A 21,182-nucleotide genomic window follows, 5' to 3' on the forward strand; every position below is an offset into this window, starting at 1 on the left:
CCGCTCCGGGTCCCATCCGTTCCCCCGCAGCGCGGCGACGCGGTACTCAGCCGCTGAGGGTGAGCGAGCGGGGCGCCCGGATCACCGGTCGCCCCGCTCGTCGTCGGCTCAGCCGCTCTTGCGTCGGAACTCCCGCTTGGTCACCGCGCCGTGGGTGCCGTGGACGGCGGAATCCCCGTCCAGGTGCGCCTCGCCATCGCGGTGCTGCGCGTTCTTCTTCTCGAGCGCTTCCTTGAATTTGCGCTTCATCTCATCGGATGCCGCGCCGGACGGCTTCTCGTCGGTGCTCATGCGCCCACCCTAGGCGCACCGGCGGCGTGAACGGTAGGCACTGATAGGATCGTGAAGGTTGCCCCTGCGGCATCCGCTCAATTACATATGAGCTCACGGAGCAGGCCGGCAGGAAGCTGGTCCCCTGTGGTGGGTTCCCGATCGTCGATCGGTGATCTTCTACTGGTGGCCAGCGCTGACGAATCCACGCGGCACAGCCGCGCGTCGAGATCTGCCTGTTCCTGCTCCTTCGCATGAACTCGCCCGCCATACGGGCGTGCGAGTCAAAACAAAGAAGGAGAGACCTCTTGGAAGGTCCTGAAATCACCGCCGCTGAAGCCGTTCTCGACAACGGCCGTTTCGGCACCCGCACTGTCCGCTTCGAGACCGGACGACTCGCGCAGCAGGCGCAGGGCGCGGTCGCCGCGTACCTCGACGAAGAGACGATGCTCCTGTCGGCCACCAGCGCCGGCAAGCACCCCCGCGAGGGCTTCGACTTCTTCCCGCTCACGGTCGACGTCGAAGAGCGCTCGTACGCCGCCGGCAAGATCCCCGGCTCGTTCTTCCGCCGCGAGGGTCGCCCCTCCACCGAGGCGATCCTGGTGTGCCGTCTGATCGACCGTCCGCTGCGCCCGTCGTTCGTCGACGGCCTCCGCAACGAGGTCCAGATCGTCGTCACCATCCTCTCGATCGCACCGGGCGAGTTCTACGACGCCCTCGCGATCAACGCCGCGTCGCTGTCGACCCAGATCTCGGGTCTGCCGTTCTCGGGCCCGATCGCCGGTGTGCGCCTCGCGCTCATCCCCGGCCACGGCGACACCCCCGACCAGTGGATCGCGTTCCCCACCGTCACCCAGCTCGAAGAGGCCGTCTTCGACCTCATCGTCGCCGGTCGCGTCGTCACCGACGCCGACGGGAACGAGGACGTGGCGATCATGATGGTCGAGGCCGAAGCCACCGAGGGTTCCTGGAACCTCATCAAGGGCGGCGCCACCAAGCCGAACGAGCAGGTCGTCGCCGAGGGACTCGAAGCGTCGAAGCCGTTCATCAAGCAGCTCGTCGCTGCGCAGAACGAGGTCGCCAAGACCGCCTCCAAAGAGGTCAAGCAGTTCCCGGTCTTCCTGCCCTACAGCCAGGAGACGTACGACTTCGTGGCGCACCGCGCCTACGACAAGCTCGTCCCGATCTACCAGATCGCCGACAAGCAGGAACGTCAGAACGCCGACGACGAGCTGAAGGACGCCGTCAAGGCCGAGCTCATCACCGCCGTCGAGGCGGGGGAGCTGCCCCCGGCGGCGCCCCTGGAGTTCTCGGCTGCGTACAAGTCGGTGACCAAGACCATCGTGCGCGGTCGCATCCTCGCCGAGGGCGTCCGCATGGACGGCCGCGGCCTGGCCGACATCCGCCCGCTCGACGCCGAGGTGCAGGTCATCCCGCGCGTTCACGGCTCGGCGATCTTCCAGCGCGGAGAGACCCAGATCCTGGGTGTCACCACGCTGAACATGCTCAAGATGGAGCAGCAGATCGATTCGCTGTCGCCGGTCACGAGCAAGCGCTACATGCACCACTACAACTTCCCGCCGTACTCGACCGGTGAGACCGGTCGAGTGGGAAGCCCCAAGCGCCGCGAGATCGGTCACGGCTTCCTGGCCGAGCGGGCCCTCGTGCCCGTGCTGCCCAGCCGCGAGGAGTTCCCCTACGCGATCCGCCAGGTCTCCGAGGCCCTCGGCTCCAACGGCTCGACGTCGATGGGCTCGGTCTGCGCCTCGACTCTGTCGCTGCTGAACGCCGGTGTGCCGCTGCGCGCGCCGGTCGCCGGCATCGCGATGGGCCTGGTCTCGGACGAGGTCGACGGCCAGACGCGCTACGCCGCGCTGACCGACATCCTCGGTGCCGAAGACGCCCTGGGCGACATGGACTTCAAGGTCGCCGGAACCAGCGAGTTCGTCACCGCGATCCAGCTCGACACGAAGCTCGACGGCATCCCGTCGTCGGTGCTGACCGCCGCGCTGCAGCAGGCCCGCGACGCCCGCCTGACGATCCTGGGCGTTCTGAACGCCGCGATCGACGGGCCGGATGAGATGGCCCCGACCGCGCCGCGCGTGATCAGCGTTCAGATCCCGGTCGACAAGATCGGCGAGCTGATCGGCCCCAAGGGCAAGACGATCAACGCGATCCAGGACGAGACCGGCGCGCAGATCTCCATCGAGGAGGACGGCACCGTCTACATCGGCGCCACCGACGGGCCGGCGGCCGAGGCCGCGCGCGCTCAGGTGAACGCCATCGCCAACCCCACCAACCCGGAGGTCGGCGAGCAGTTCCTGGGTACGGTCGTGAAGATCGCGACCTTCGGTGCGTTCATCTCGCTCCTGCCCGGCAAGGACGGCCTGCTGCATGTCAGTGAGGTCCGCAAGCTCGCCGGTGGCAAGCGCGTCGAGAACGTCGAGGACGTCCTGAACGTCGGCCAGAAGATCCTCGTGAAGATCACGAAGATCGACGACCGCGGCAAGCTGTCGCTCGAGCCCGTCGTGGAGGAGGCAGCCGACCAGCAGGGTTCTGCTGCCGCCAACCCCGGCCCCGAGGCTCCGGCCGAAGGCTGATCCCACCTCGCGCGGATGCCCGTCCCTCCATCCCGGAGCGGCGGGCATCCGTCGTCTCGGTGCGTCGTGATGAAAGCGTTACACGGATTTCACCGACAGGTCAGCTCAATGGCCGGATGCCGTCGCCCGGTGCCTTAACCTCGGAGTACGTGCCGGGGGGCACGTGTACGGGTCACCGAGAATCGGGTGGCTTACGGGGGGTGGAGAATGGGACCCATCGGCATCGAGACCGGAAATCCCTCGGCGAGCTCGCGTCGGATCGCGCCCGATCCGTACCTCCACCCGTCCGCCCCGATCCCCGTTCAGGGCCCCGGTATCGGCAACGCCGTGCGCGTTCCGCTCGGTGAGAGCGGCGCCACGATCTTCCCCCTCATCCTGGGCGGCGCCGAGTTCGGCTGGAACGTCGACCTCGAGTCGAGCCACCAGATCCTCGACACCTACGCCGAGCTGGGCGGCAACGTCGTGCACACCGCCGATCGGTACTCGGGGGGTCGCAGCGAGCACATCATCGGGCAGTGGCTGCACTCGCGTGGACTCCGGGACGACGTGGTTCTCGCCGACCGCGTCGGCGGACACCCCGACAACCCCGGCCTCGGCTCCGTCAACCTCGTCCGGGCGGTGGAAGCGGCGCTCACACGACTGCGCACCGACCGCATCGACGTCCTCTACCTCGACGCCGTCGCCGATTCCACCGCGGTGCTCGAGGACACCCTCGCCACGGCGGAATGGCTCGTCGAGGCGGGTAAGGTCAGGGCGATCGGCGCGGTCGGCTACACCGCCGCGCAGCTGGTCGAGGCGCGGATCTACGCGTCCGCCGGGTTCCCGCGCATCACCGTCCTCGACGTCCCGTTCAACGTCCTCCGACGCCATGAGTTCGACGCCGACCTCCGTCTCGTCGCCGGTGCCCAGGGCATCGCCGTCACGCCCTCCCACGCGCTCGAGCACGGCTTCCTCTCTGGCCGGCACCGCTCGCGCGAGAAGGGGAGCCTGTCGTACCGCGGTGCGCAGCTGGCGGCGAATCTGAACCGACGGGGGAGTCGCACCCTGCGTGCGCTCGATGCCGTCGGCACTCAGCTCGGCGTGCCCGACGCGGCCGTCGCGGTGGCGTGGCTCCTCGCGCAGAAGCTCGTGACGGCACCGATCGTCAACGCCTACGCGCCCGAGCACGTCGAAGAGCTCGTGAAGGGCGTCGGCGTGCGACTGAGCCGATCCCAGCTCTCGGACATCGCGCGGGCGGCGGAGTAGTTGTCCACACTGGATCCGGCCTGTCGGCGGGGTCGTTTAGGGTGGAAGAGGCGTTCACGCGCCGCCCGATATGACGATGACCGACGCCGAAGCGACTGACGACGAAGTGAGCCCTGTTCCGTGACGCACTACATCTATCTCGTGCGGCATGGAGAGCATCAGGATGCCGAGCACGGCGTCGACGACGGTCCTTTGTCGCCGCGGGGTCGTCGCCAGGCGTCGCTCCTGGCGGATCGTCTGGGTGGCGTGCCGTTCGACAGTGTGTGGCACTCGCCGCTCGAGCGCGCGAGCCAGACGGCCGCGGCCGTGGCCGAGCGTATGCCGTCACTGGCACCCAAGCCGACCGCGCTGCTGTTCGACTGCGTCCCGACGGGGATGACACCCGAGACACCGGCGGCGTTCGAGCCCTTCTTCGGCTCGGTCACCGAGGCCGAGGTCGAGGCGGGTCGCGCGCAGATGGCCGACGCCGTGAGCGAGTTCCTCGTGCGCCGCGCGGGCGAGGTCCACGAGCTGCTCATCACACACAACTTCGTCATCGCGTGGTTCGTGCGGGAAGTGCTCCAAGCCCAGGAGTGGCGCTGGATGACCCTCAACCAGGCCCACTGCGGCCTGACCGTCATCTCACAGAAGCCGGGTCGGCCGTGGACCCTGCTCTCGCACAACGACATGGCGCACCTGCCCGTCGAGCTGCGGACGGGGCTCCCCGAGGTCTATCCCGTCTGAGTTCCGGCCAGCACCTTGCCGTACCAGCGGGTCGCGTTGGGGTTGTCGTTGTAGCGCTCGATCCCGGTGAAGCCGGTCGCCGCATACAGCGCGGCGGCCGCCTCGAGCGAGTGATGCGTGTCGAGGACGAGTTCCCGCGCGCCGAGGTCGCGGGCGCGGGCCTCGAGATCCGCCATCAGCAGGCGACCCCATCCGCGGCCGCGTGTCTCGGGCCGGAGGAACAGGTGCTTGATCTCGTACCGGCGCCCGTGCGGGCCGTCGGCGATGAGCCGGATGCCGCCGCAGCCCACGGCGTCGCCGGAATCGTCCCGCACCACCACGAACACCCCGCGTGGCGGTGTGAACGCCTCGGCGTCCGGGAACACGGGGGTGTAGGTGATCCCCTGGTGGGCGAAGCCGATCTCGCGCGACTGGAAGTACTCCGTCAGGAGCCCTCGCGCGGTGGATTCGTCGACGGGGGAGGTGTGCAGGCTGACCACCGTCCCAGGCTATGCCGCCGCGAGGCCGCGCCGGTGCGCCCGCCTAGGATGGAGGCCATGACAACGCGCGTGGCGATCGTGGGGGGAACCGGCAAGCTCGGCTCCATCATCCGAGAGGTCGTCGAGGCCCAGCCCGGGTTCGACATCGTCGCGATGCTCACGTCGGCGTCGCCGTTGAGCGACATCGCCGGCGCAGATCTGGTCGTGGACGCCTCGGTGCCCGCCGTGTCGATCGACGTTGTGCGCACCGCCGTCGAGCACGGCATCAACATCCTGGTCGGGACCTCCGGGTGGTCCGCCGAGCGCATCGCCCTCGTGCGGCCGCTCGTGGAGGCAGCGGGCACAGGCGCGGTGTTCATCCCCAACTTCTCCCTGGGCTCCGTGCTCGGCTCGGCCCTCGCCGCCGCCGCGGCGCCGTACTTCCCGTCGATCGAGATCGTCGAGGCGCATCGCGAAACCAAGGTGGATTCGCCGAGCGGCACCGCCGTGCGCACGGCAGAGCTCATCGCCGCCGCCCGCACCGACGTCGGCCCCGTCGCGTCTCCGCACGTCGATCAGCGCGCGCGGGGCCAGCAGGTCGCGAGCGTACCCATCCACTCCCTCCGGCGCCCCGGGGTGATCGCCAGACAGGAGACGATCCTGTCCGGCCCAGGCGAGACGCTGAGCCTCGTCCATGACACCGCCGAGCCCGCCCTCGCCTACGCCCCCGGCATCCGTCTCGCCCTCGCGGCGGCGCGCGACGCGAAGGGGGTCGTCATCGGGCTCGACAGCCTCATCGACATCGGGCTCGGCCCTTCCCGCCGCCCCGAGGACGATGCGGTCAGCGAGCGGGGCGGCGCCGGGCAGGTCGCCCGAAGCACCGGAGCATGAGCGCGCGCATCGGCGTCGCCGTCATGGCGGTCCTGCTGGCGCTGTACATCGCGCTGGTCGGGCAACGCGCGTGGCTGCTGCTGTTCTCGGGTGACGCCGCGGCGATCGCGATGGGCGTGGCGCTGATCGTCCTTCCGCTCATCGGGGCGTGGGCGCTCGGTCGCGAGCTCTGGTTCGGTGTGCGCGCACAGCAGCTGGGGCGCAGGCTCGAGTCGGAGGGACTTCTGCCCTCGGACGCCATCACCCTGCGGCCGAGCGGGCGGGTCGTCCGGGATGAGGCGACCGCGCTCTTCCCCGCCTACCGCGCCGACGTCGAAGCCAACCGCGAGGATTGGGCCGCATGGTACCGCCTCGGTCTCGCCTACGACGCTGCGGGTGACCGCCGCCGTGCGCGTGAGGCGGTCCGCCGGGCGATCCGACTCGAATCGGGTCGCCGCGGCTGACACGCGTGCTCAGCGGGCCGGAACGGCTGCCGCGACGGCGTCCTCGACCCGTGCGTGGGTGAAGGTGAAGCCCGATCGGTCGAGGACGGCGGGGACGACGTCGGCGTCCGACGTGAGGATCGCCTCGGTGGCGTCGCGGCCGAGAACCGCCCGCAGACCCCATTCCGGGGCACGCAGCAGATAGGGCCGGTTCATCCGGCGCGCGAGCGCGAAGCCCAGATCGTTCGCCGTGGCCCGCTCAGGTCCGGCGAGGTTGACCGGCCCGTCGAGATCGTTCGTCAGGATGTGCCGGATCGCCCGCACCTCGTCCTCGAGGGAGATCCACGGCCAGGCCTGCGTTCCGCGCCCGATGGGGCCGCTCACACCGAGTCGCGTGAGCACGAGCAGCGGCTTGAGGACGCCGTCCGCGTGGACGATGGGTGCGGTACGCAGCAGGGCGACCCGCGCGTCATCGCCGGCGCCACGGGCGGCCGCCTCCCATTCGCCGCAGAGGTCGGCGAGGAACGTCTCGCCCCGCGGGGCGTCTTCGGTCAGCCGCACGCCGGGCGCGGAGCCGTAGTAGCCGACGGCGGAGGCCGACACGAACGCGGGTGCGTCCGGTCCGAGTTCCCGCACCGCGCGGGCCAGCGCGCGCGTGGGCGTGATCCGCGACCACAGCAGCGTGTTCTTGTACGACGCCGTCCACGGGAAGCGGCCTATGCTGGCGCCGTTCAGCCCGATGACCGCGTCGGCTCCGTCCAGCATGCCGGGGTCCAGCGCCTCGCCGTCGGTGAGCCATTCGACCTCGTGCGGCGCCTCGGGCCTGCGGCGCACGAGCTCGGTGACCTCGACCCCGTCGGCCCGGAGCGCATCGCCGAGGGCGCGCCCGATGAGACCGGACGCGCCCGCGATGACGACCCGGCGCGGGTCGGACGAGCCGTCAGGCAAGTGTGGCCTCGAGGGTGATCTCGACGCCCGCCAGCGCCTGGGACACGGGGCATCCGGTCTTGGCCTCCTGGGCGAGCCGTTCGAAGTCCTCGGGATCCAGGCCCGGAACGACCGCGTTGACGTTCAGGTGGCTCCCGGTGATGCCGGTGCCGGGCTTGAAGGTGACCGACACGTCCGTCTCGATCGATTCCGGCGGGGTGCCGTTCTCGGCCAGCGCGTGCGAGAGCGCCATGCTGAAGCACGCGGAGTGGGCGGCGGCGATCAGCTCTTCGGGCGTCGTGACCGAACCCGACCCCTCGCTGCGGGCCTTCCAGTTGACGGCGAACGTGCCGAGCCCCGACGAGACGAAGCTGACTTCGCCGGATCCATCGGTCAGGCCGCCCTTCCAGGCGGTGGTGGCTTCGCTCGTGACGGTCATCTGAACCTCCGTTTCGGCGCCCGCGATCCGGGCTCTCGCGGTCAGCCTAGCCAGCCGGGCACGCCCGGTGGCCGACTTGACAGCGGGACGCCGATGAGGATGCTGCCACTCAGGCCGCGGCGGGACGCTCCCGGCCGACCAGACCCGCGCGTTGCAGGACGAGGTACAGCTGGCAACCCAGGCACAGTCCGAAGACGGCGTTGAGGAAGGCCGCGGCGAACGCCATCGCGGCGGCGATCGGGAGCGCCCATGGAACCCCGGCGAGGTGCAGGAGGAGTCCGATGCCGGTCACGACAAGGCCGACACCCTGCGCGAAGCGCGGCGGCCGGGGGTCCTCGAGCTCCCGGGGTGCACGGAGGCTGGGCTGGACGAGCGTGCGGTACAGCACCGCCCAGGGTGCCGTGCGAGGCGAGACGACGCCCCAGACGAAGAGGAGCGCGATCGCGAGCAGGAGGAGGAACGCCGGATCGAGCGCCCGCTGCGACAGCGAGGCGGCCTGAATGGCCCAGGCGGCGCCCGGTGTGAAGGACTCGTCGGCGAGCGGCTGATAGGCGAACCACCCGAAGTCCCGGGCCGTGGACAAGCCGATCAGGCCGAGGAAGACGTCGATGAGCAGGAGCACCGCGGTGATGGCCGCGACGAAGCGCGGACCGCGGGGATCGATGCCGCGCGCGCGTGCGGGGGTCGGGTCAGGCATGGGCGGGGGATCCGGTCAGTCGGGTGAGCTCCAGCTCGAGCACATCGCGCGTGGGGACGCCGCCGAACCGGGTCTGCACGACGCCGTGTCGATCGAGCACGAGGGTCGTGGGCGTCTGCAGCACATGGAAGTGGCGGGCGATGTCCGGTCGGTGGGTCACATCGATGTCGAGGTGGCGCACGCCCTCACGGCCGTCGGCGACGGTGGAGAGCAGACGGTGCACTCCGGGGCACTTGGCGCACATCTCGGTGCTGAACTGCAGCAGGGTGGCGGATTCGCCGAGCGCATCGGCGCCGAGCCGGTGGGGCTCGACCACTTCGTGCGCGATGTGACGCTGGGGACGACCCTGGCGCCATCTCAGCAGCACGCCGGCAGCGACCGTGACCCCCAGAAGGGCGGCCAGGCCGATGAAAGCGCTCAACAGGTCCACGACACACCAGCCTAAATGCTTTCGGCCGCATCGATCCCCTGTGTCCGCGCATGACGGATTCGGCCGCGGGTATCGTGTGAGCGTGACGACGACGACGGCGATCCCTACTCCCTATGAGGACCTTCTCCGCGACGTGCTCGCGCACGGCATCCGGAAGGGGGACCGCACCGGCACCGGCACCACGAGCGCCTTCGGGCGCCAGATCCGCTTCGACCTCTCCCAGGGGTTCCCGCTCATCACCACCAAGCGCGTGCACTTCAAGTCGATCGCCTATGAGCTCCTGTGGTTCCTGCGCGGGGATTCGAACGTGGGCTGGCTGAAGGAGCACGGCGTCACGATCTGGGATGAGTGGGCGGACGCCGAAGGCGAACTGGGCCCGGTCTACGGTGTGCAGTGGCGATCCTGGCCGACGCCGGATGGCGGTCAGATCGACCAGATCTCGCAGGTGGTCGATCAGATCCGCACCAACCCCGACTCGCGCCGGCTGATCGTGTCGGCATGGAATCCGGCTGACATCCCGCAGATGGCCCTCGCACCCTGCCACGCGCTGTTCCAGTTCTACGTCGCCGACGGTCGCCTGTCGTGCCAGCTCTACCAGCGCAGCGCCGACCTGTTCCTGGGCGTGCCGTTCAACATCGCCTCCTACGCCCTGCTGACCCTGATGGTCGCCCAGCAGACCGGGCTCGAGCCCGGTGAGTTCGTGTGGACCGGAGGCGACTGCCATATCTACGACAACCACCGCGACCAGGTGGAGGAGCAGCTCTCGCGCGAGCCGTACTCCTACCCGACCCTGCGTTTCGCCCGCACACCGGCGTCGCTGTTCGACTACACATACGAGGACTTCGTCGTCGAGGGCTACCAGCACCACCCGGCGATCCGCGGGGCCGTCGCGGTATGACGCCCCGAGTCGGACTGGTCTGGGCGCAGGCGCGCGGCGGCGTGATCGGCGCCGACGGCGGGATGCCGTGGCACGTCCCCGAGGACCTCGCGCACTTCAAGACGCTCACGCTCGGGTGCCCGGTCATCATGGGCCGGCGGACGTGGGAGTCCTTCCCCGAGCGCTTCCGGCCGCTTCCGGGTCGCCGCAACATCGTCGTCACCCGTCAGGACTCTTGGGCTGCGGACGGCGCGGAGCGGGCGGACTCGCTCGGCGCGGCGCTCGCCGTGGCGAGCGAGGGGGCACCGGAGCAGATCTGGGTGATCGGCGGAGGCCAGCTCTACCGCGAGGCCATCGCCGGCGCCGATCGGCTCGAGGTGACCGAGATCGACCTCGAGGTCGCCGGGGACACCACGGCGCCGCCCACAGACGGCTGGCGGGTCGTCGCCGCAGAACCGGGGGAGGGGTGGGCGACCTCGCGCACCGGCATCCGCTATCGCTTCTTGACCCTCGGGCGCGGCACCCCCGATCGGGAGAGCTGATCGGATGCCGCGCACCGCGCTGATCACCGGGGCCAGTTCCGGGCTGGGCGCCGAGTTCGCCCGGCAGCTCGCCGCACAGGGCGCCGATCTCGTGCTGGTGGCGCGCGACGAGGCCGCCCTGCACGAGCTGGGCGGGCGCCTGACGGCTGAGCACGGCATCCGTCACGAGGTCATCGTCGCCGACCTCGCCGATCCGGCGCAGACCGCCCGCGTCGCGCAGCGCCTCCGCGACGCAGAGCGTCCCGTGGGGATCCTCGTGAACAACGCCGGGTTCGGCCTGCCGCTGGACTTCGCTGGCAACGACATCGACGACGAGGTCCGTCATCTGACCGTGCACGTCGAGGCGACCATGCGGCTCATGCACGCCGCGCTCGACGCCATGCTGGCCCGGGGGAACGGCCGCATCGTCAATGTGGCATCGGTGGCGGCGTTCCTGCCGCGGGGCACGTACGGCGCCGCCAAGCGCTGGGTGCTCGACGTCAGCCGATGGGCGAACGTGGCCTACCGTGACCGCGGCGTGACCGTGACCGCGGTGTGTCCGGGCTTCACCCATACCGACTTCCACGCCCGCATGGGCCTCGCGGCGGGGCGCGAGGGCGTACCCGGTCCGCTGTGGCTGGATGCCCCGTTCGTGGTGTCGAGCGCGCTACGCGACGTCGCGCGCGGCCGGGCGGTGTCGGTGCCGTCCGTGCGCTACCGCCTGCTGACGGGCCTCGCCGGGCTTCTTCCCGACCGCATCCTGGTGGCCGCGGGCGGCACCGGCCGCTGAACGGCCCCGAGCAGCAGCCGTTCGGCGGGGCGCGCACGCGGCAGATACCCTGAGTGCATGACGCACACCGGCAATCCCTTCGGTCAGGTGCTCGTCGCGCTCGTCACCCCGATGACGGCCGACGGCGAGGTCGACTGGCCCGCCGTCGAGAAGCACATCGACGACGTCATCACCGCGGGGGCCGACGGCATCGTCGTGACCGGCACCACCGGCGAGACCTCGACGCTCACCGACGCCGAGAAGATCCGTCTCGTCGAGGTCGGAAAGGACGTCGCTTCGGGGCGCGCCGCGATCATCACCGGCGGCGGGTCGAACGAGACCGCGCACGCGATCGAGCTCTACAAGGCGAGCGAGAAGGCCGGCGCGGACGGCATCATGATCGTCACGCCGTACTACAACAAGCCCACGCAGGCGGGGATCCTCACCCACTTCCGGCTCGTCGCCGACGCCACCGATCTGCCGGTGATCCTCTACGACATCCCCGGCCGCACGGGCGTGCCCATCAAGTACGAGACCATCCTGCGCCTGGCCAAGCACCCGAACATCCTGGCGGTCAAGGATGCGAAAGGCGACTTCAGCGAGGTCAGCCGCGTGCTGAACCAGACCGATCTCATGTACTTCTCGGGCGACGACGCCAACGTCCTGCCGCACCTGTCGATCGGCGCGACGGGACTCATCGGCGTCACGGCGAACATCGCCGCGCAGCCGTACCGCGTCATCGTGGATGCCGTCAACCGGGGCGACCTGTCGGCGGCGACTGCCGCGCACAAGCAGCTCGAGCCGCTCGTGCGCGCGGTGATGACGCACGTGCCGGGCACCGTCTCGGCCAAGTACATCCTCCACGGCCTCGGCCGGATCGGGAGCCCGCGCGTGCGCCTGCCCCTGGTCGGCCCCGAGGAGTGGGAGGCCGCGATGATCGAGGACGAGCTCGCCGCCGTGACCGGCGTGCCCGGCGTCGATTTCTCCAACTTCCGCCCGGATCGCAACGCCGCCGCCGGTGGCGCGCTGCCGAAGGTCTCGGGCACGACCAGATGACCCTCGCCCCGGAGGTCGACCGGCCACGGGGCGGAAAGCGAACGGATGCCGCGGCATCCCGAGGAGGCCGACATGCCCACCACCCCCTACGACCCCCGCCCTCGCGGCCGGCACGCTGCGCGTCACACCGCTGGGCGGCCTCGGCGAGGTCGGCCGGAACATGACCGTGTTCGAGTTCGACGGCAAGCTGCTCGTGGTGGACTGCGGCGTGCTCTTCCCCGAGGAGCACCAGCCCGGTGTCGACCTGATCCTGCCGGACTTCGAGCCCATCAAGGGACGCCTCGACGACATCGTCGCCGTCGTGCTCACCCACGGCCATGAAGACCACATCGGCGCCGTGCCCTACCTGCTGAAGCTGAAGAAGGACATCCCACTCGTCGGATCGGGCCTGACGCTGGCCCTCGTCGAGGCGAAGCTCAAAGAGCATCGCATCAAGCCGTTCACCCTCACCGTCGCCGAAGGGCAGACCGAGCGCCTCGGTCCCTTCGACCTCGAGTTCGTCGCGGTCAACCACTCCATTCCCGACGCGTTGGCGGTGGCGATCCGCACGCCCGCCGGGATGGTGCTCGCCACCGGCGACTTCAAGATGGATCAGCTCCCGCTGGACGGCCGGCTCACCGACCTGCGCGCGTTCGCGCGACTGGGTGAAGAGGGAGTCGACCTCTTCATGGTCGACTCCACGAATGCCGACGTGCCCGGGTTCACTCCGCTGGAGCGCGAGATCGGGCCCGTCCTCGACCAGGTCATCGGCAAGGCGCCGCGGCGGGTCATCGTCGCGAGCTTCTCGAGCCATGTCCACCGCGTGCAGCAGGTGCTGGACGCCGCCGCCGCCCACGGACGCCGCGTCGCGCTGCTCGGGCGCAGCATGCTCCGCAACATGACGATCGCCGAGGACCTCGGGTACCTGAAGGTCCCGCAGGGCGTGCTGATCGACTACAAGAAGGCGCGGGACCTGCCCGAGGACCGGATCGTGTACATGTCGACGGGTTCCCAGGGCGAGCCGATGGCCGTCCTGAGCCGGATGGCGAACCTCGACCACGAGATCGAGCCGGGCGAGGGCGACACGGTGATCCTCGCCTCGAGCCTCATCCCCGGCAATGAGAACGCCGTCTACCGCGTGATCGACGGTCTGACCAAGCTCGGTGCGAACGTCGTGCACAAGGGCAACGCCAAGGTGCACGTGTCGGGCCACGCCGCCGCCGGCGAGCTGCTCTACTGCTACAACATCCTGAAGCCCCGCAACGTGCTTCCTATCCACGGCGAGTACCGTCACCTGATGGCCAACGCACGGCTGGCGCAGGACAGCGGCATCCCGTCCGAACGCACGATCCTCGGCGAGAACGGCACGGTCGTGGACCTGCGCGACGGAGACGCCACGGTCGTCGGTCAGCTGGACCTCGGCTTCGTCTACGTCGACGGCTCGACGGTGGGCGAGATCACCGACGCCGACCTCAAGGACCGCCGCATACTCGGCGAAGAGGGGTTCATCTCGGTCATCGTGGTCGTCGATGCCGCCACCGGCCGCATCATCACCGGGCCCGAGATCCACGCCCGCGGGTTCGCCGAGCAGGACGCGGTCTTCGAGGACGTCAAGCCCAAGATCGCCGCAGCTCTCGCCGAGGCGGCGCAGTCGGGCGTCCGCGATCAGCATGCGCTGTCGCAGGTGGTGCGGCGCACGATCGGCCGGTGGGTCAACCAGCGGCTGCGTCGGCGCCCCATGATCGTGCCGCTGGTCATCGAGGCCTGACCCGGTCCCGGCGGCGGCGCGGCCGTACAATCGCGACATGCCCGCCTCGTTCCGCCTCAGACCTGCCACGCAGGCCGACGGCGCGTTCCTCGGCGACATGGTCGTCGAGGCTGCGAACTGGCGGTCGGGCGGCGAGCGGCCCAAGCACCAGGTGCTCGCCGACCCCGATCACGGTCGCTACATCTCCGGATGGATGCGGCCGGGAGACGCCGGCTTCGTCGCCCAGGCCGCCAGTGGCGAGGCCATCGGCGCCGCGTGGTACCGCATGTTCCCGCGATCCGAACCCGGATTCGGCTACGTCGGAACGGGCGTACCCGAGCTCATCATCGGCGTCCGGCCGATGTGGCGCGCCCACGGCGTCGGACGCGAGCTGCTGCAGCGTCTCTGCGAGCACGCGAACGCGCACGGGTACGGGCGGATCAGCCTCAGCGTCGAGCGAGGCAACTTCGCCGCGACGCTCTATCGCAGCGAGGGCTTCGCGGTGACGCAGGCCGGCGTGGGGCGCAGCACGATGGTCAAGCGTCTGGGCTGAGGGCACCCGCCGGGTCGGCGCTCCGCGTGGTGACCGGTGAAAGTCGGCGATCCGGCCTACCGTGGAAGGCATGCCACGCAGTTCCAGTGCGCCCGCCGCCGGCCGCGCGCCCGCGAAGGGCTCGACCTCGCGCGCCCGCAAGCCCGATCCGGCGCCCAAGCGGTACGTCGGCGACGCCGAGCGCCCGCCCGTGGCCGTACGCGCGTGGCTGGGCCTCGCTCACGCCGTCGGCGGACTGTTCCGCGCCTTCGGCCCCGAGACGCTCGCCAAGGACGAGCGCCGCGACGGGTTCCCGTTCCTCCTGGTGCTGCTGGCCGTCGCAGGCTCGGTCGTGGAGTGGTTCCTCATCGGCACCGAGGTCGCGGCCACGATCAGCGCCTACACCGTGGGCGGCCTTCTCGGCCGCGAGGCGTTCCTGATGCCGGTGCTCCTGCTCATCCTCGCCGGGTGGATGTTCCGGCATCCCTCGTCCGTGCACGACAACGGACGCATCGGCATCGGATTCGGGATGCTGGTGCTCATGATCGCGGGCTTCTGCCACGTCGCCGGAGGCCGCCCGCAGCCCAACCAGGGCCTGCCCGCCCTCAGCGAGGCCGGCGGTCTCTTCGGCTGGATGGTCGGCGAACCGCTCGCGATGGTCCTCACCGATGTCGGTGCCTACATCGTGCTGAGCGCGCTCACGCTGCTGAGTGTGCTCATCATCACCAAGACGCCGCCGAACCGCATCGGCACCAGGCTGGGCGAGCTGTACGCCTGGATGTTCGGCGCCGAGCCCCGTCCGCAGACATCGGCCGCGGATACCGCGGACGCGGACGACGCGGATGACGCGCTGCCGTGGTGGCGCCGGAACAAGACCGGGCGCGAGAAGGACTCCGACGGCACGCTCGGGTCGCAGGACCTCACCGAGCTGCTCACTCCCGGACACGCGGAGGGCGGCTTCGACCAGGCCCTCGAGCCCGAGCCGCCGGCTCCCGCCGCCGCGGCACCCGACGCTCTCACCGAGGTGATCGACCCGGCCGTCCTCGCTCGAGCCACCAAGGGCGCGCGAAAGGGAGGGACGTCGCTGCAGGACGACTCGCCGTCCGACCCGCAGGACGACGGAACGCTCCCCGGGCTCTCGGGGCTCGGCTCCGAAGGCCCGCACGACGCACCCCACACGCCCTACCGTCTGCCGTCGGTGCAGGCGCTGGCGCAGGGGACGCCGCACAAGGCCCGGTCGCAGGCCAACGACGACACGGTGCGCGCGATCACCGGCGTGCTCGACCAGTTCTCGGTCGACGCCCGGGTGACCGGGTTCTCGCGCGGACCGACGGTGACGCAGTACGAGATCGAGCTGGGCCCGGGTGTCAAGGTCGAGCGGATCACGGCCCTCACCAACAACATCGCCTACGCGGTCGCCTCCAACGAGGTGCGGATCCTGGCCCCCATCCCCGGCAAGAGCGCGATCGGCGTCGAGATCCCCAATGCCGACCGCGAGATCGTCACGCTCGGCGACGTGCTGCGCTCGCAGGCGGCTGCACAGTCCACGCATCCGATGACCATCGGCGTCGGCAAGGACGTCGGCGGCGGGTACGTCGTGGCCAACCTGGCGAAGATGCCCCACCTCCTGGTCGCCGGCTCCACCGGATCGGGCAAGTCCAGCTTCGTGAACTCCATGATCACGAGCCTCCTGATGCGGGCGAAGCCCTCCGATGTGCGCATGGTGCTCATCGACCCCAAGCGCGTCGAGCTCACCAGCTACGCCGGCGTTCCCCACCTGATCACCCCGATCATCACCAACCCGAAGAAGGCCGCCGAGGCCCTGCAGTGGGTGGTGAAGGAGATGGACATGCGGTACGACGACCTCGCGTCGTTCGGATTCCGCCACATCGACGACTTCAACAAGGCCGTGGTCGCAGGCGACCTGAAGCTGCCCGAGGGCAGCCAGCGGGTTCTCAAGCCCTATCCCTACCTCCTCGTGGTGGTCGACGAGCTCGCCGACCTCATGATGGTCGCCCCGCGCGACGTCGAGGACTCGATCGTGCGCATCACGCAGCTGGCGCGAGCGTCCGGCATCCACCTGGTCCTGGCCACGCAGCGCCCGAGCGTCGACGTCGTCACGGGCCTCATCAAGGCCAACGTGCCCTCCCGTCTGGCGTTCGCCGTCACGAGCGTGACCGATTCCCGCGTCATCCTCGACCAGCCGGGCGCCGACAAGCTCATCGGCCAGGGTGACGGGCTGTTCCTGCCGATGGGCGCGTCGAAGTCGCTCCGTGTGCAGGGCGCGTGGGTCAGCGAGACGGAGATCGAGAAGGTGGTCGCCCACGTGACCGCCCAGGCGCGCCCGGAATACCGTCCGGACGTTCAGGCCACCCAGGAGAAGAAGGAGATCGACGCCGACATCGGCGACGACCTCGAGCTGCTGCTGGCCGCGGCCGAGCTGGTGGTGTCGACGCAGTTCGGGTCGACCTCCATGCTCCAGCGAAAGCTGCGCGTCGGGTTCGCCAAGGCCGGTCGCCTGATGGACCTGCTCGAATCCCGCGAGATCGTCGGCCCGTCCGAAGGATCCAAGGCCCGCGACGTCCTGGTCACCGCCGAGCAGCTGCCGGGGGTCATGGCGCGGATGCGCGGCGACGACGTGCCCGAGACGCCTCCCGCACCGTCGTCCGAGCCCGCGGACCCCTATGCGGCGGACCCTGTCGAGCAGCAGTTCGAGGGGTACGCCGTCGAAGAGGTCGATGACGACGACGACGAGGACGCCTGGGGCCTGACGGGACGCGACCGATGAGCGTTCCCCGCCAGCTTCCGAACATCATCACGATCGTCCGCATCCTCTGCGCGCCCGTCTTCGTATGGATGCTGCTGGCCGACGGCGGCGCCGACGGCCCGCTCCGGTGGTGGGCGGCCGTGCTCTTCGTCGTGGCCATCGCCACGGACGGCGTCGACGGCTATCTCGCTCGTCGCCACGAGATCGTGACCGACCTCGGAAAGCTGCTCGACCCCATCGCCGACAAGGTTCTGACCGGTGCGGCCTTCGTCGGCCTGTCGATCCTGCTCGAACTGCCGTGGTGGATCACCATCGTCGTGCTCATCCGCGAGATCGGCATCACCGTCTACCGGTTCGCGGTGGTCAGCGACCATGTGCTCGCCGCCGCATGGATGGGAAAGCTCAAGACCGTCGCCCAGGCTCTCGCGCTGTCACTCGCGCTGCTGCCGCTGTGGAACGTCGTCGGCGAGTGGATCTGGTGGGTCAACGGAGTCACGATGACCGTCGCGGTGATCCTCACCATCGCCAGCGGCATCGACTACGTGATCTCGGAAGTGCGCGGCGCGCGACGGGGGAGCCGGTCGTCGTGACCTCGGTTGCCGCGGCCGTCCTGGCGCTCCTGGCGCGACGCGAGTGGACGATCGCCACGGCCGAGTCCCTCACCGCCGGCATGGTGTCCTCGGAGCTGGCCGCCGTGCCCGGAGCCTCCGCCCATCTCCGCGGCGGCGTGGTCGCCTACGCCACCGATGTCAAGCGCACGCTCCTGGGTGTCGACGGCGCACTGCTGCGACGCCGCGGTGCCGTCGACGCAGACGTGGCCCGCCAGATGGCGGCGGGAGCGCGCCGCCTGCTGACGGCGGACGTCGGGGTCGCCACGACCGGTGTCGCCGGCCCGGACGCCCAGGACGGCACGCCGGTGGGAACGGTGTTCGTCGCCGTCGCCACCCCCGAGGGCTCGCATGTCGTCGACCTGCGCCTGGCGGGATCGCGTCATGAGATCCGCACGGCGAGCACGTTGCGGGCGCTCGAAGCCGTGGTGGCCCACCTGTCGTGAAAGACGTCGCCGAGGGGAACAATCGGTGTTTCGTCGCCGTTACATTCCGCGATTCCCACCCATTGCACAGCGCGCGGGATTAGATTGGCATCCAGCACCGTTGTACTGTTGTCCACCCGGGCAGCGGGTGAATCAGACGTGAGGAGGGGACCCATGATCCTGGTTCGACAAGAGATCGGCGAAGTGCTTCGTGACTTCCGCCAGCAGAAGGGTCGTACCCTCCGTCAAGTGGCCAGTCGCGCGAGCGTCGCTCTCGGATACCTGAGCGAGGTGGAGCGAGGCCAGAAGGAGGCCTCGAGCGAGATCCTGGCTTCCGTGGCCGAGGCGCTGGACGTTCCCATCTCGACCATCATGCGCGAGGTCGGGGATCGCATCTCCGTGCTCGAGGGCCTGCAGACCTTCCCGGACGTCGTACCCGACGACCTGGTGGCGTCCGTGGACGCCGAGCTTTCGCTGCGCTGACGGCCGCGAGCCTCTCATCGGCATGCGACGAAGCGAGTTCGAGCGCGCGGTCTCCGACGAGTTCGGCCCCCGAACGACCTCCCTCCTGGCCGACCTGATCCTTCCCGGGGCGGGCGGTCAGACCGCGGAGCAGGCGCTGGCGGCGGGCGTTCCGCCGCGCCAGATCTGGACGGCGCTGTGCGCCGAGACCGACGTGCCCGCGGACCGCAGATACGGTGTGGGCCGCCTCGAGCCCCGACGCTGACCTTCGCCGTTCGGGCTGTCGATTCGCGGCGTGTCGTCGAAGATGTGTTCGATGACCGCATAGGCTCCTGCACAGCGGGTGTCGAGGACGATTCTGTCCACAATGCGAGAGGGGCCACGGCCGATGTCGGAACCCCTTCGTAACGTGAACGGAGTCGCAAAGACACCCCACGCCTTGTCGCAGCATCCGCCCCACCGGCGGGCGGAGCGCGACAGCCTATAGGCGACGGATCTCCGTTCGCGGAATCATCCGCAGACGGGACGAGTGCAGAAGGAGCACGCCATGCCATCACCCGTTGACCGCGAGAAGGCCCTGGAATCGGCCCTCGCCCAGATCGACCGGCAGTTCGGGAAGGGCTCGGTCATGCGTCTCGGCAGCGACGAGCGCGCTCCCGTCGAGGTCGTCCCCACCGGCTCCATCGCCCTCGACGTCGCCCTCGGCATCGGCGGACTTCCGCGGGGCCGCATCATCGAGATCTACGGCCCGGAATCGTCGGGTAAGACGACGCTGACGCTCCACGCGATCGCGAATGTGCAGCGTGCGGGCGGGATCGCCGCCTTCGTGGACGCCGAGCACGCACTCGACCCCGACTACGCGCAGAAGCTGGGCGTGGACATCGACTCGCTGCTTGTCTCGCAGCCCGACACGGGGGAGCAGGCGCTCGAGATCGCCGACATGCTCGTGCGCTCCGGCGCGATCGACCTCGTCGTGATCGACTCCGTCGCCGCACTCGTGCCGAAGGCCGAGATCGAGGGCGAGATGGGCGACTCCCATGTCGGTCTGCAAGCGCGCCTGATGTCGCAGGCGCTGCGCAAGCTGACCGGTGGGCTGAACCAGACGAACACCACCATGATCTTCATCAACCAGCTGCGCGAGAAGATCGGCGTGTTCTTCGGCTCGCCCGAGACGACCGCCGGCGGCAAGGCCCTGAAGTTCTATGCGTCGGTGCGCCTCGACATCCGGCGTATCGAAACGCTCAAGGACGGCACCGAGGCGGTCGGCAACCGGACCCGCGTCAAGGTCGTGAAGAACAAGATGGCCCCGCCGTTCAAGCAGGCGGAGTTCGACATCCTCTACGGCGTCGGCATCTCGCGCGAGGGCAGCCTGATCGACTTCGGCGTCGAGCACGGCATCGTGAAGAAGTCGGGCGCGTGGTACACCTACGACGGCGAGCAGCTGGGCCAGGGCAAGGAGAACGCCCGCAATTTCCTGCTGAAGAACGCCGACATCGCCGCGGACATCGAATCGAAGATCAAGGTCAAGCTCGGCATCGGGCAGCCCAAGGCCGTCGATGCGCCCACGAAGGACGAGCTGGCGGCGCGCCGCCCCGCGTGATGGTCCGTTTCATCGATGCGGGAGACGAGCCCGCCGACGTCGACACGGCGTCCGGCGGGCCCGTCGCCCCCGTCATTCCGCTGTTCGAGCGCCGTGGGACGCAGCACGAGGCGTCCACGGCGCCGACGCGGGCTGAGGACCGGCGTCGTCCACTCGCCGGCGGGGCGCGCAGAGCCCGGGAGCGTGACGAGACCGAGCGAGACGAGACCGATCGAGACGAGCCCGATCGAGACGAGGCAGCGCGCGAGGGCGCTGAGCGCGATGCGGCCGAGCGCACGCTGCTGCGAAAGCTTCGAGTCCGCTCGCTGTCGGTGCGCGAGGCGAGGTCGGTGCTCGGCGAACAGGGTCTTCCTACCGACGAGGTCGACGACGTCCTCCAGACGTTCCTCGATCGCGGCTATCTCGACGACGCTGCTCTGGCCGAGCAGCTCACCCATGCGGCCGTCGACCGGAAGGGCCACGGCCGTCGCGTCATCGCGCAGACGCTCGCCAAGCGAGGCGTCCCGCGGGACGTCGCCGATGCCGCCCTGGAGGCGCTTCCGGACGACGACGCCGAGCGCGCCCTGGAGTTCGCACGCTCGAAGGCGCGGTCCATGGCCTCGCTCGACGGCGACACCGCCCTGCGCCGCCTCATGGGCCAGCTCGCCCGCCGCGGCTACGGCGGTTCCGCCGCCATGTCGGCGGCGAAGCAGGCCCTCGCCGAGTACGACGAGCCGCGGCGCGTCCGCTTCGACTGA

General features: G+C 69.9%; 24 protein-coding genes. 18 read left to right on the top strand and 6 right to left on the bottom strand.

The features are described from left to right. Positions 1-108: 108 nt before the first annotated feature. On the bottom strand, positions 109-291 hold the full coding sequence (locus NFR93_RS00195; protein ID WP_251449217.1) for a DUF5302 domain-containing protein: 183 nt from the start codon (positions 289-291) through the stop codon (positions 109-111). A gap of 287 nt (positions 292-578) precedes the next feature. Between NFR93_RS00195 and NFR93_RS00200 the strand changes: the two genes are divergently transcribed. The 3 genes from NFR93_RS00200 to NFR93_RS00210 all read left to right on the top strand — a co-directional run bounded on the left by NFR93_RS00200 (position 579) and on the right by NFR93_RS00210 (position 4,838). Then, positions 579-2,870, top strand: a complete 2,292-nt coding sequence (locus NFR93_RS00200) for a polyribonucleotide nucleotidyltransferase (protein WP_251449219.1) — start codon at positions 579-581, stop codon at positions 2,868-2,870. A 207-nt stretch (positions 2,871-3,077) separates the two neighbouring features. After that, the gene (locus NFR93_RS00205; protein WP_251449221.1) at positions 3,078-4,115 is read left to right on the top strand and encodes an aldo/keto reductase; all 1,038 of its coding nucleotides are present in this window, start codon (positions 3,078-3,080) and stop codon (positions 4,113-4,115) included. A gap of 120 nt (positions 4,116-4,235) precedes the next feature. Then, positions 4,236-4,838 (top strand): histidine phosphatase family protein, encoded by a 603-nt coding sequence (locus NFR93_RS00210; protein ID WP_285814528.1) that lies wholly within the window; start codon positions 4,236-4,238, stop codon positions 4,836-4,838. On the opposite strand, the gene NFR93_RS00215 is transcribed toward NFR93_RS00210, so the two are convergent. Continuing rightward, a complete protein-coding gene (locus tag NFR93_RS00215; RefSeq protein ID WP_251449223.1) occupies positions 4,826-5,317 on the bottom strand; it encodes a GNAT family N-acetyltransferase in 492 nt (163 codons plus the stop codon). The two genes, NFR93_RS00210 and NFR93_RS00215, sit on opposite strands and share 13 nt — an antisense overlap. A gap of 57 nt (positions 5,318-5,374) precedes the next feature. On the opposite strand from NFR93_RS00215, the gene dapB reads away from it, so the two are divergent. Then, the gene (gene dapB / locus NFR93_RS00220) at positions 5,375-6,187 is read left to right on the top strand and encodes a 4-hydroxy-tetrahydrodipicolinate reductase (RefSeq protein WP_251449225.1); all 813 of its coding nucleotides are present in this window, start codon (positions 5,375-5,377) and stop codon (positions 6,185-6,187) included. Next, positions 6,184-6,630: a hypothetical protein gene (locus tag NFR93_RS00225; RefSeq protein ID WP_251449227.1), complete on the top strand. Its 447-nt coding sequence runs from the start codon at positions 6,184-6,186 to the stop codon at positions 6,628-6,630. Before dapB ends, NFR93_RS00225 begins: the two co-directional genes overlap by 4 nt. 9 nt (positions 6,631-6,639) lie before the next feature. On the opposite strand, the gene NFR93_RS00230 is transcribed toward NFR93_RS00225, so the two are convergent. The 4 genes from NFR93_RS00230 to NFR93_RS00245 all read right to left on the bottom strand — a co-directional run bounded on the left by NFR93_RS00230 (position 6,640) and on the right by NFR93_RS00245 (position 9,102). Continuing rightward, positions 6,640-7,557: a TIGR01777 family oxidoreductase gene (locus tag NFR93_RS00230; protein ID WP_251449229.1), complete on the bottom strand. Its 918-nt coding sequence runs from the start codon at positions 7,555-7,557 to the stop codon at positions 6,640-6,642. Continuing rightward, positions 7,550-7,975 (bottom strand): OsmC family protein, encoded by a 426-nt coding sequence (locus NFR93_RS00235; RefSeq protein ID WP_251449231.1) that lies wholly within the window; start codon positions 7,973-7,975, stop codon positions 7,550-7,552. Before NFR93_RS00235 ends, NFR93_RS00230 begins: the two co-directional genes overlap by 8 nt. A 109-nt stretch (positions 7,976-8,084) precedes the next feature. After that, positions 8,085-8,672 (bottom strand): DUF4395 domain-containing protein, encoded by a 588-nt coding sequence (locus NFR93_RS00240; RefSeq protein WP_251449233.1) that lies wholly within the window; start codon positions 8,670-8,672, stop codon positions 8,085-8,087. Further along, positions 8,665-9,102: a TlpA family protein disulfide reductase gene (locus NFR93_RS00245; protein WP_251449235.1), complete on the bottom strand. Its 438-nt coding sequence runs from the start codon at positions 9,100-9,102 to the stop codon at positions 8,665-8,667. Before NFR93_RS00245 ends, NFR93_RS00240 begins: the two co-directional genes overlap by 8 nt. 82 nt (positions 9,103-9,184) lie before the next feature. Between NFR93_RS00245 and NFR93_RS00250 the strand changes: the two genes are divergently transcribed. The 13 genes from NFR93_RS00250 (at position 9,185) to NFR93_RS00310 (ending at position 21,182) form a co-directional block, all read left to right on the top strand. Beyond that, on the top strand, positions 9,185-10,000 hold the full coding sequence (locus tag NFR93_RS00250) for a thymidylate synthase (protein WP_251449237.1): 816 nt from the start codon (positions 9,185-9,187) through the stop codon (positions 9,998-10,000). Next, entirely contained in the window at positions 9,997-10,521 is a 525-nt protein-coding gene (locus NFR93_RS00255) for a dihydrofolate reductase (RefSeq protein WP_251449239.1), read from the top strand. The genes NFR93_RS00250 and NFR93_RS00255 overlap by 4 nt, the downstream gene beginning before the upstream one ends. A 4-nt stretch (positions 10,522-10,525) precedes the next feature. Then, positions 10,526-11,290: an SDR family NAD(P)-dependent oxidoreductase gene (locus NFR93_RS00260; protein ID WP_251449241.1), complete on the top strand. Its 765-nt coding sequence runs from the start codon at positions 10,526-10,528 to the stop codon at positions 11,288-11,290. Positions 11,291-11,347: 57 nt separating this feature from the next. Beyond that, complete coding sequence (gene dapA / locus NFR93_RS00265) at positions 11,348-12,325, top strand: 4-hydroxy-tetrahydrodipicolinate synthase (protein WP_251449243.1); 978 nt, start codon at positions 11,348-11,350, stop codon at positions 12,323-12,325. 160 nt (positions 12,326-12,485) lie between these two features. Further along, positions 12,486-14,072 (top strand): ribonuclease J, encoded by a 1,587-nt coding sequence (locus NFR93_RS00270; RefSeq protein WP_251449246.1) that lies wholly within the window; start codon positions 12,486-12,488, stop codon positions 14,070-14,072. Positions 14,073-14,109: 37 nt separating this feature from the next. Further along, entirely contained in the window at positions 14,110-14,604 is a 495-nt protein-coding gene (locus NFR93_RS00275; RefSeq protein ID WP_251449248.1) for a GNAT family N-acetyltransferase, read from the top strand. Positions 14,605-14,674: 70 nt separating this feature from the next. After that, positions 14,675-17,371, top strand: a complete 2,697-nt coding sequence (locus NFR93_RS00280) for an FtsK/SpoIIIE family DNA translocase (RefSeq protein WP_251449250.1) — start codon at positions 14,675-14,677, stop codon at positions 17,369-17,371. Then, the gene (gene pgsA / locus NFR93_RS00285; RefSeq protein ID WP_251449252.1) at positions 17,368-17,940 is read left to right on the top strand and encodes a CDP-diacylglycerol--glycerol-3-phosphate 3-phosphatidyltransferase; all 573 of its coding nucleotides are present in this window, start codon (positions 17,368-17,370) and stop codon (positions 17,938-17,940) included. Before NFR93_RS00280 ends, pgsA begins: the two co-directional genes overlap by 4 nt. Then, entirely contained in the window at positions 17,937-18,404 is a 468-nt protein-coding gene (locus NFR93_RS00290; protein WP_251449254.1) for a CinA family protein, read from the top strand. Before pgsA ends, NFR93_RS00290 begins: the two co-directional genes overlap by 4 nt. Before the next feature lie 153 nt (positions 18,405-18,557). Next, complete coding sequence (locus NFR93_RS00295; protein WP_109211855.1) at positions 18,558-18,866, top strand: helix-turn-helix domain-containing protein; 309 nt, start codon at positions 18,558-18,560, stop codon at positions 18,864-18,866. A 22-nt stretch (positions 18,867-18,888) separates the two neighbouring features. Then, positions 18,889-19,110 (top strand): DUF3046 domain-containing protein, encoded by a 222-nt coding sequence (locus NFR93_RS00300; protein ID WP_251449256.1) that lies wholly within the window; start codon positions 18,889-18,891, stop codon positions 19,108-19,110. 282 nt (positions 19,111-19,392) lie between these two features. Continuing rightward, on the top strand, positions 19,393-20,445 hold the full coding sequence (gene recA / locus NFR93_RS00305; protein WP_251449258.1) for a recombinase RecA: 1,053 nt from the start codon (positions 19,393-19,395) through the stop codon (positions 20,443-20,445). Then, a complete protein-coding gene (locus NFR93_RS00310; RefSeq protein WP_251449260.1) occupies positions 20,445-21,182 on the top strand; it encodes a regulatory protein RecX in 738 nt (245 codons plus the stop codon). Before recA ends, NFR93_RS00310 begins: the two co-directional genes overlap by 1 nt.

This window comes from Microbacterium sp. Marseille-Q6648, assembly GCF_943181415.1.
Taxonomy (GTDB): domain Bacteria; phylum Actinomycetota; class Actinomycetes; order Actinomycetales; family Microbacteriaceae; genus Microbacterium.

Excerpts from the sequence above, each read along its gene's own strand:
- NFR93_RS00195 (WP_251449217.1), bottom strand. The coding sequence starts at position 291 with ATGAGCACCGACGAGAAGCCGTCCGGCGCGGCATCCGATGAGATGAAG.
- NFR93_RS00205 (WP_251449221.1), top strand. The coding sequence starts at position 3,078 with ATGGGACCCATCGGCATCGAGACCGGAAATCCCTCGGCGAGCTCGCGT.
- dapB (WP_251449225.1), top strand. The coding sequence starts at position 5,375 with ATGACAACGCGCGTGGCGATCGTGGGGGGAACCGGCAAGCTCGGCTCC.
- NFR93_RS00225 (WP_251449227.1), top strand. The coding sequence starts at position 6,184 with ATGAGCGCGCGCATCGGCGTCGCCGTCATGGCGGTCCTGCTGGCGCTG.
- NFR93_RS00235 (WP_251449231.1), bottom strand. The coding sequence starts at position 7,975 with ATGACCGTCACGAGCGAAGCCACCACCGCCTGGAAGGGCGGCCTGACC.
- NFR93_RS00240 (WP_251449233.1), bottom strand. The coding sequence starts at position 8,672 with ATGCCTGACCCGACCCCCGCACGCGCGCGCGGCATCGATCCCCGCGGT.
- NFR93_RS00255 (WP_251449239.1), top strand. The coding sequence starts at position 9,997 with ATGACGCCCCGAGTCGGACTGGTCTGGGCGCAGGCGCGCGGCGGCGTG.
- NFR93_RS00260 (WP_251449241.1), top strand. The coding sequence starts at position 10,526 with ATGCCGCGCACCGCGCTGATCACCGGGGCCAGTTCCGGGCTGGGCGCC.
- dapA (WP_251449243.1), top strand. The coding sequence starts at position 11,348 with ATGACGCACACCGGCAATCCCTTCGGTCAGGTGCTCGTCGCGCTCGTC.
- NFR93_RS00270 (WP_251449246.1), top strand. The coding sequence starts at position 12,486 with ATGACCGTGTTCGAGTTCGACGGCAAGCTGCTCGTGGTGGACTGCGGC.
- NFR93_RS00275 (WP_251449248.1), top strand. The coding sequence starts at position 14,110 with ATGCCCGCCTCGTTCCGCCTCAGACCTGCCACGCAGGCCGACGGCGCG.
- NFR93_RS00280 (WP_251449250.1), top strand. The coding sequence starts at position 14,675 with ATGCCACGCAGTTCCAGTGCGCCCGCCGCCGGCCGCGCGCCCGCGAAG.
- pgsA (WP_251449252.1), top strand. The coding sequence starts at position 17,368 with ATGAGCGTTCCCCGCCAGCTTCCGAACATCATCACGATCGTCCGCATC.
- NFR93_RS00295 (WP_109211855.1), top strand. The coding sequence starts at position 18,558 with ATGATCCTGGTTCGACAAGAGATCGGCGAAGTGCTTCGTGACTTCCGC.
- NFR93_RS00300 (WP_251449256.1), top strand. The coding sequence starts at position 18,889 with ATGCGACGAAGCGAGTTCGAGCGCGCGGTCTCCGACGAGTTCGGCCCC.
- recA (WP_251449258.1), top strand. The coding sequence starts at position 19,393 with ATGCCATCACCCGTTGACCGCGAGAAGGCCCTGGAATCGGCCCTCGCC.
- NFR93_RS00310 (WP_251449260.1), top strand. The coding sequence starts at position 20,445 with ATGGTCCGTTTCATCGATGCGGGAGACGAGCCCGCCGACGTCGACACG.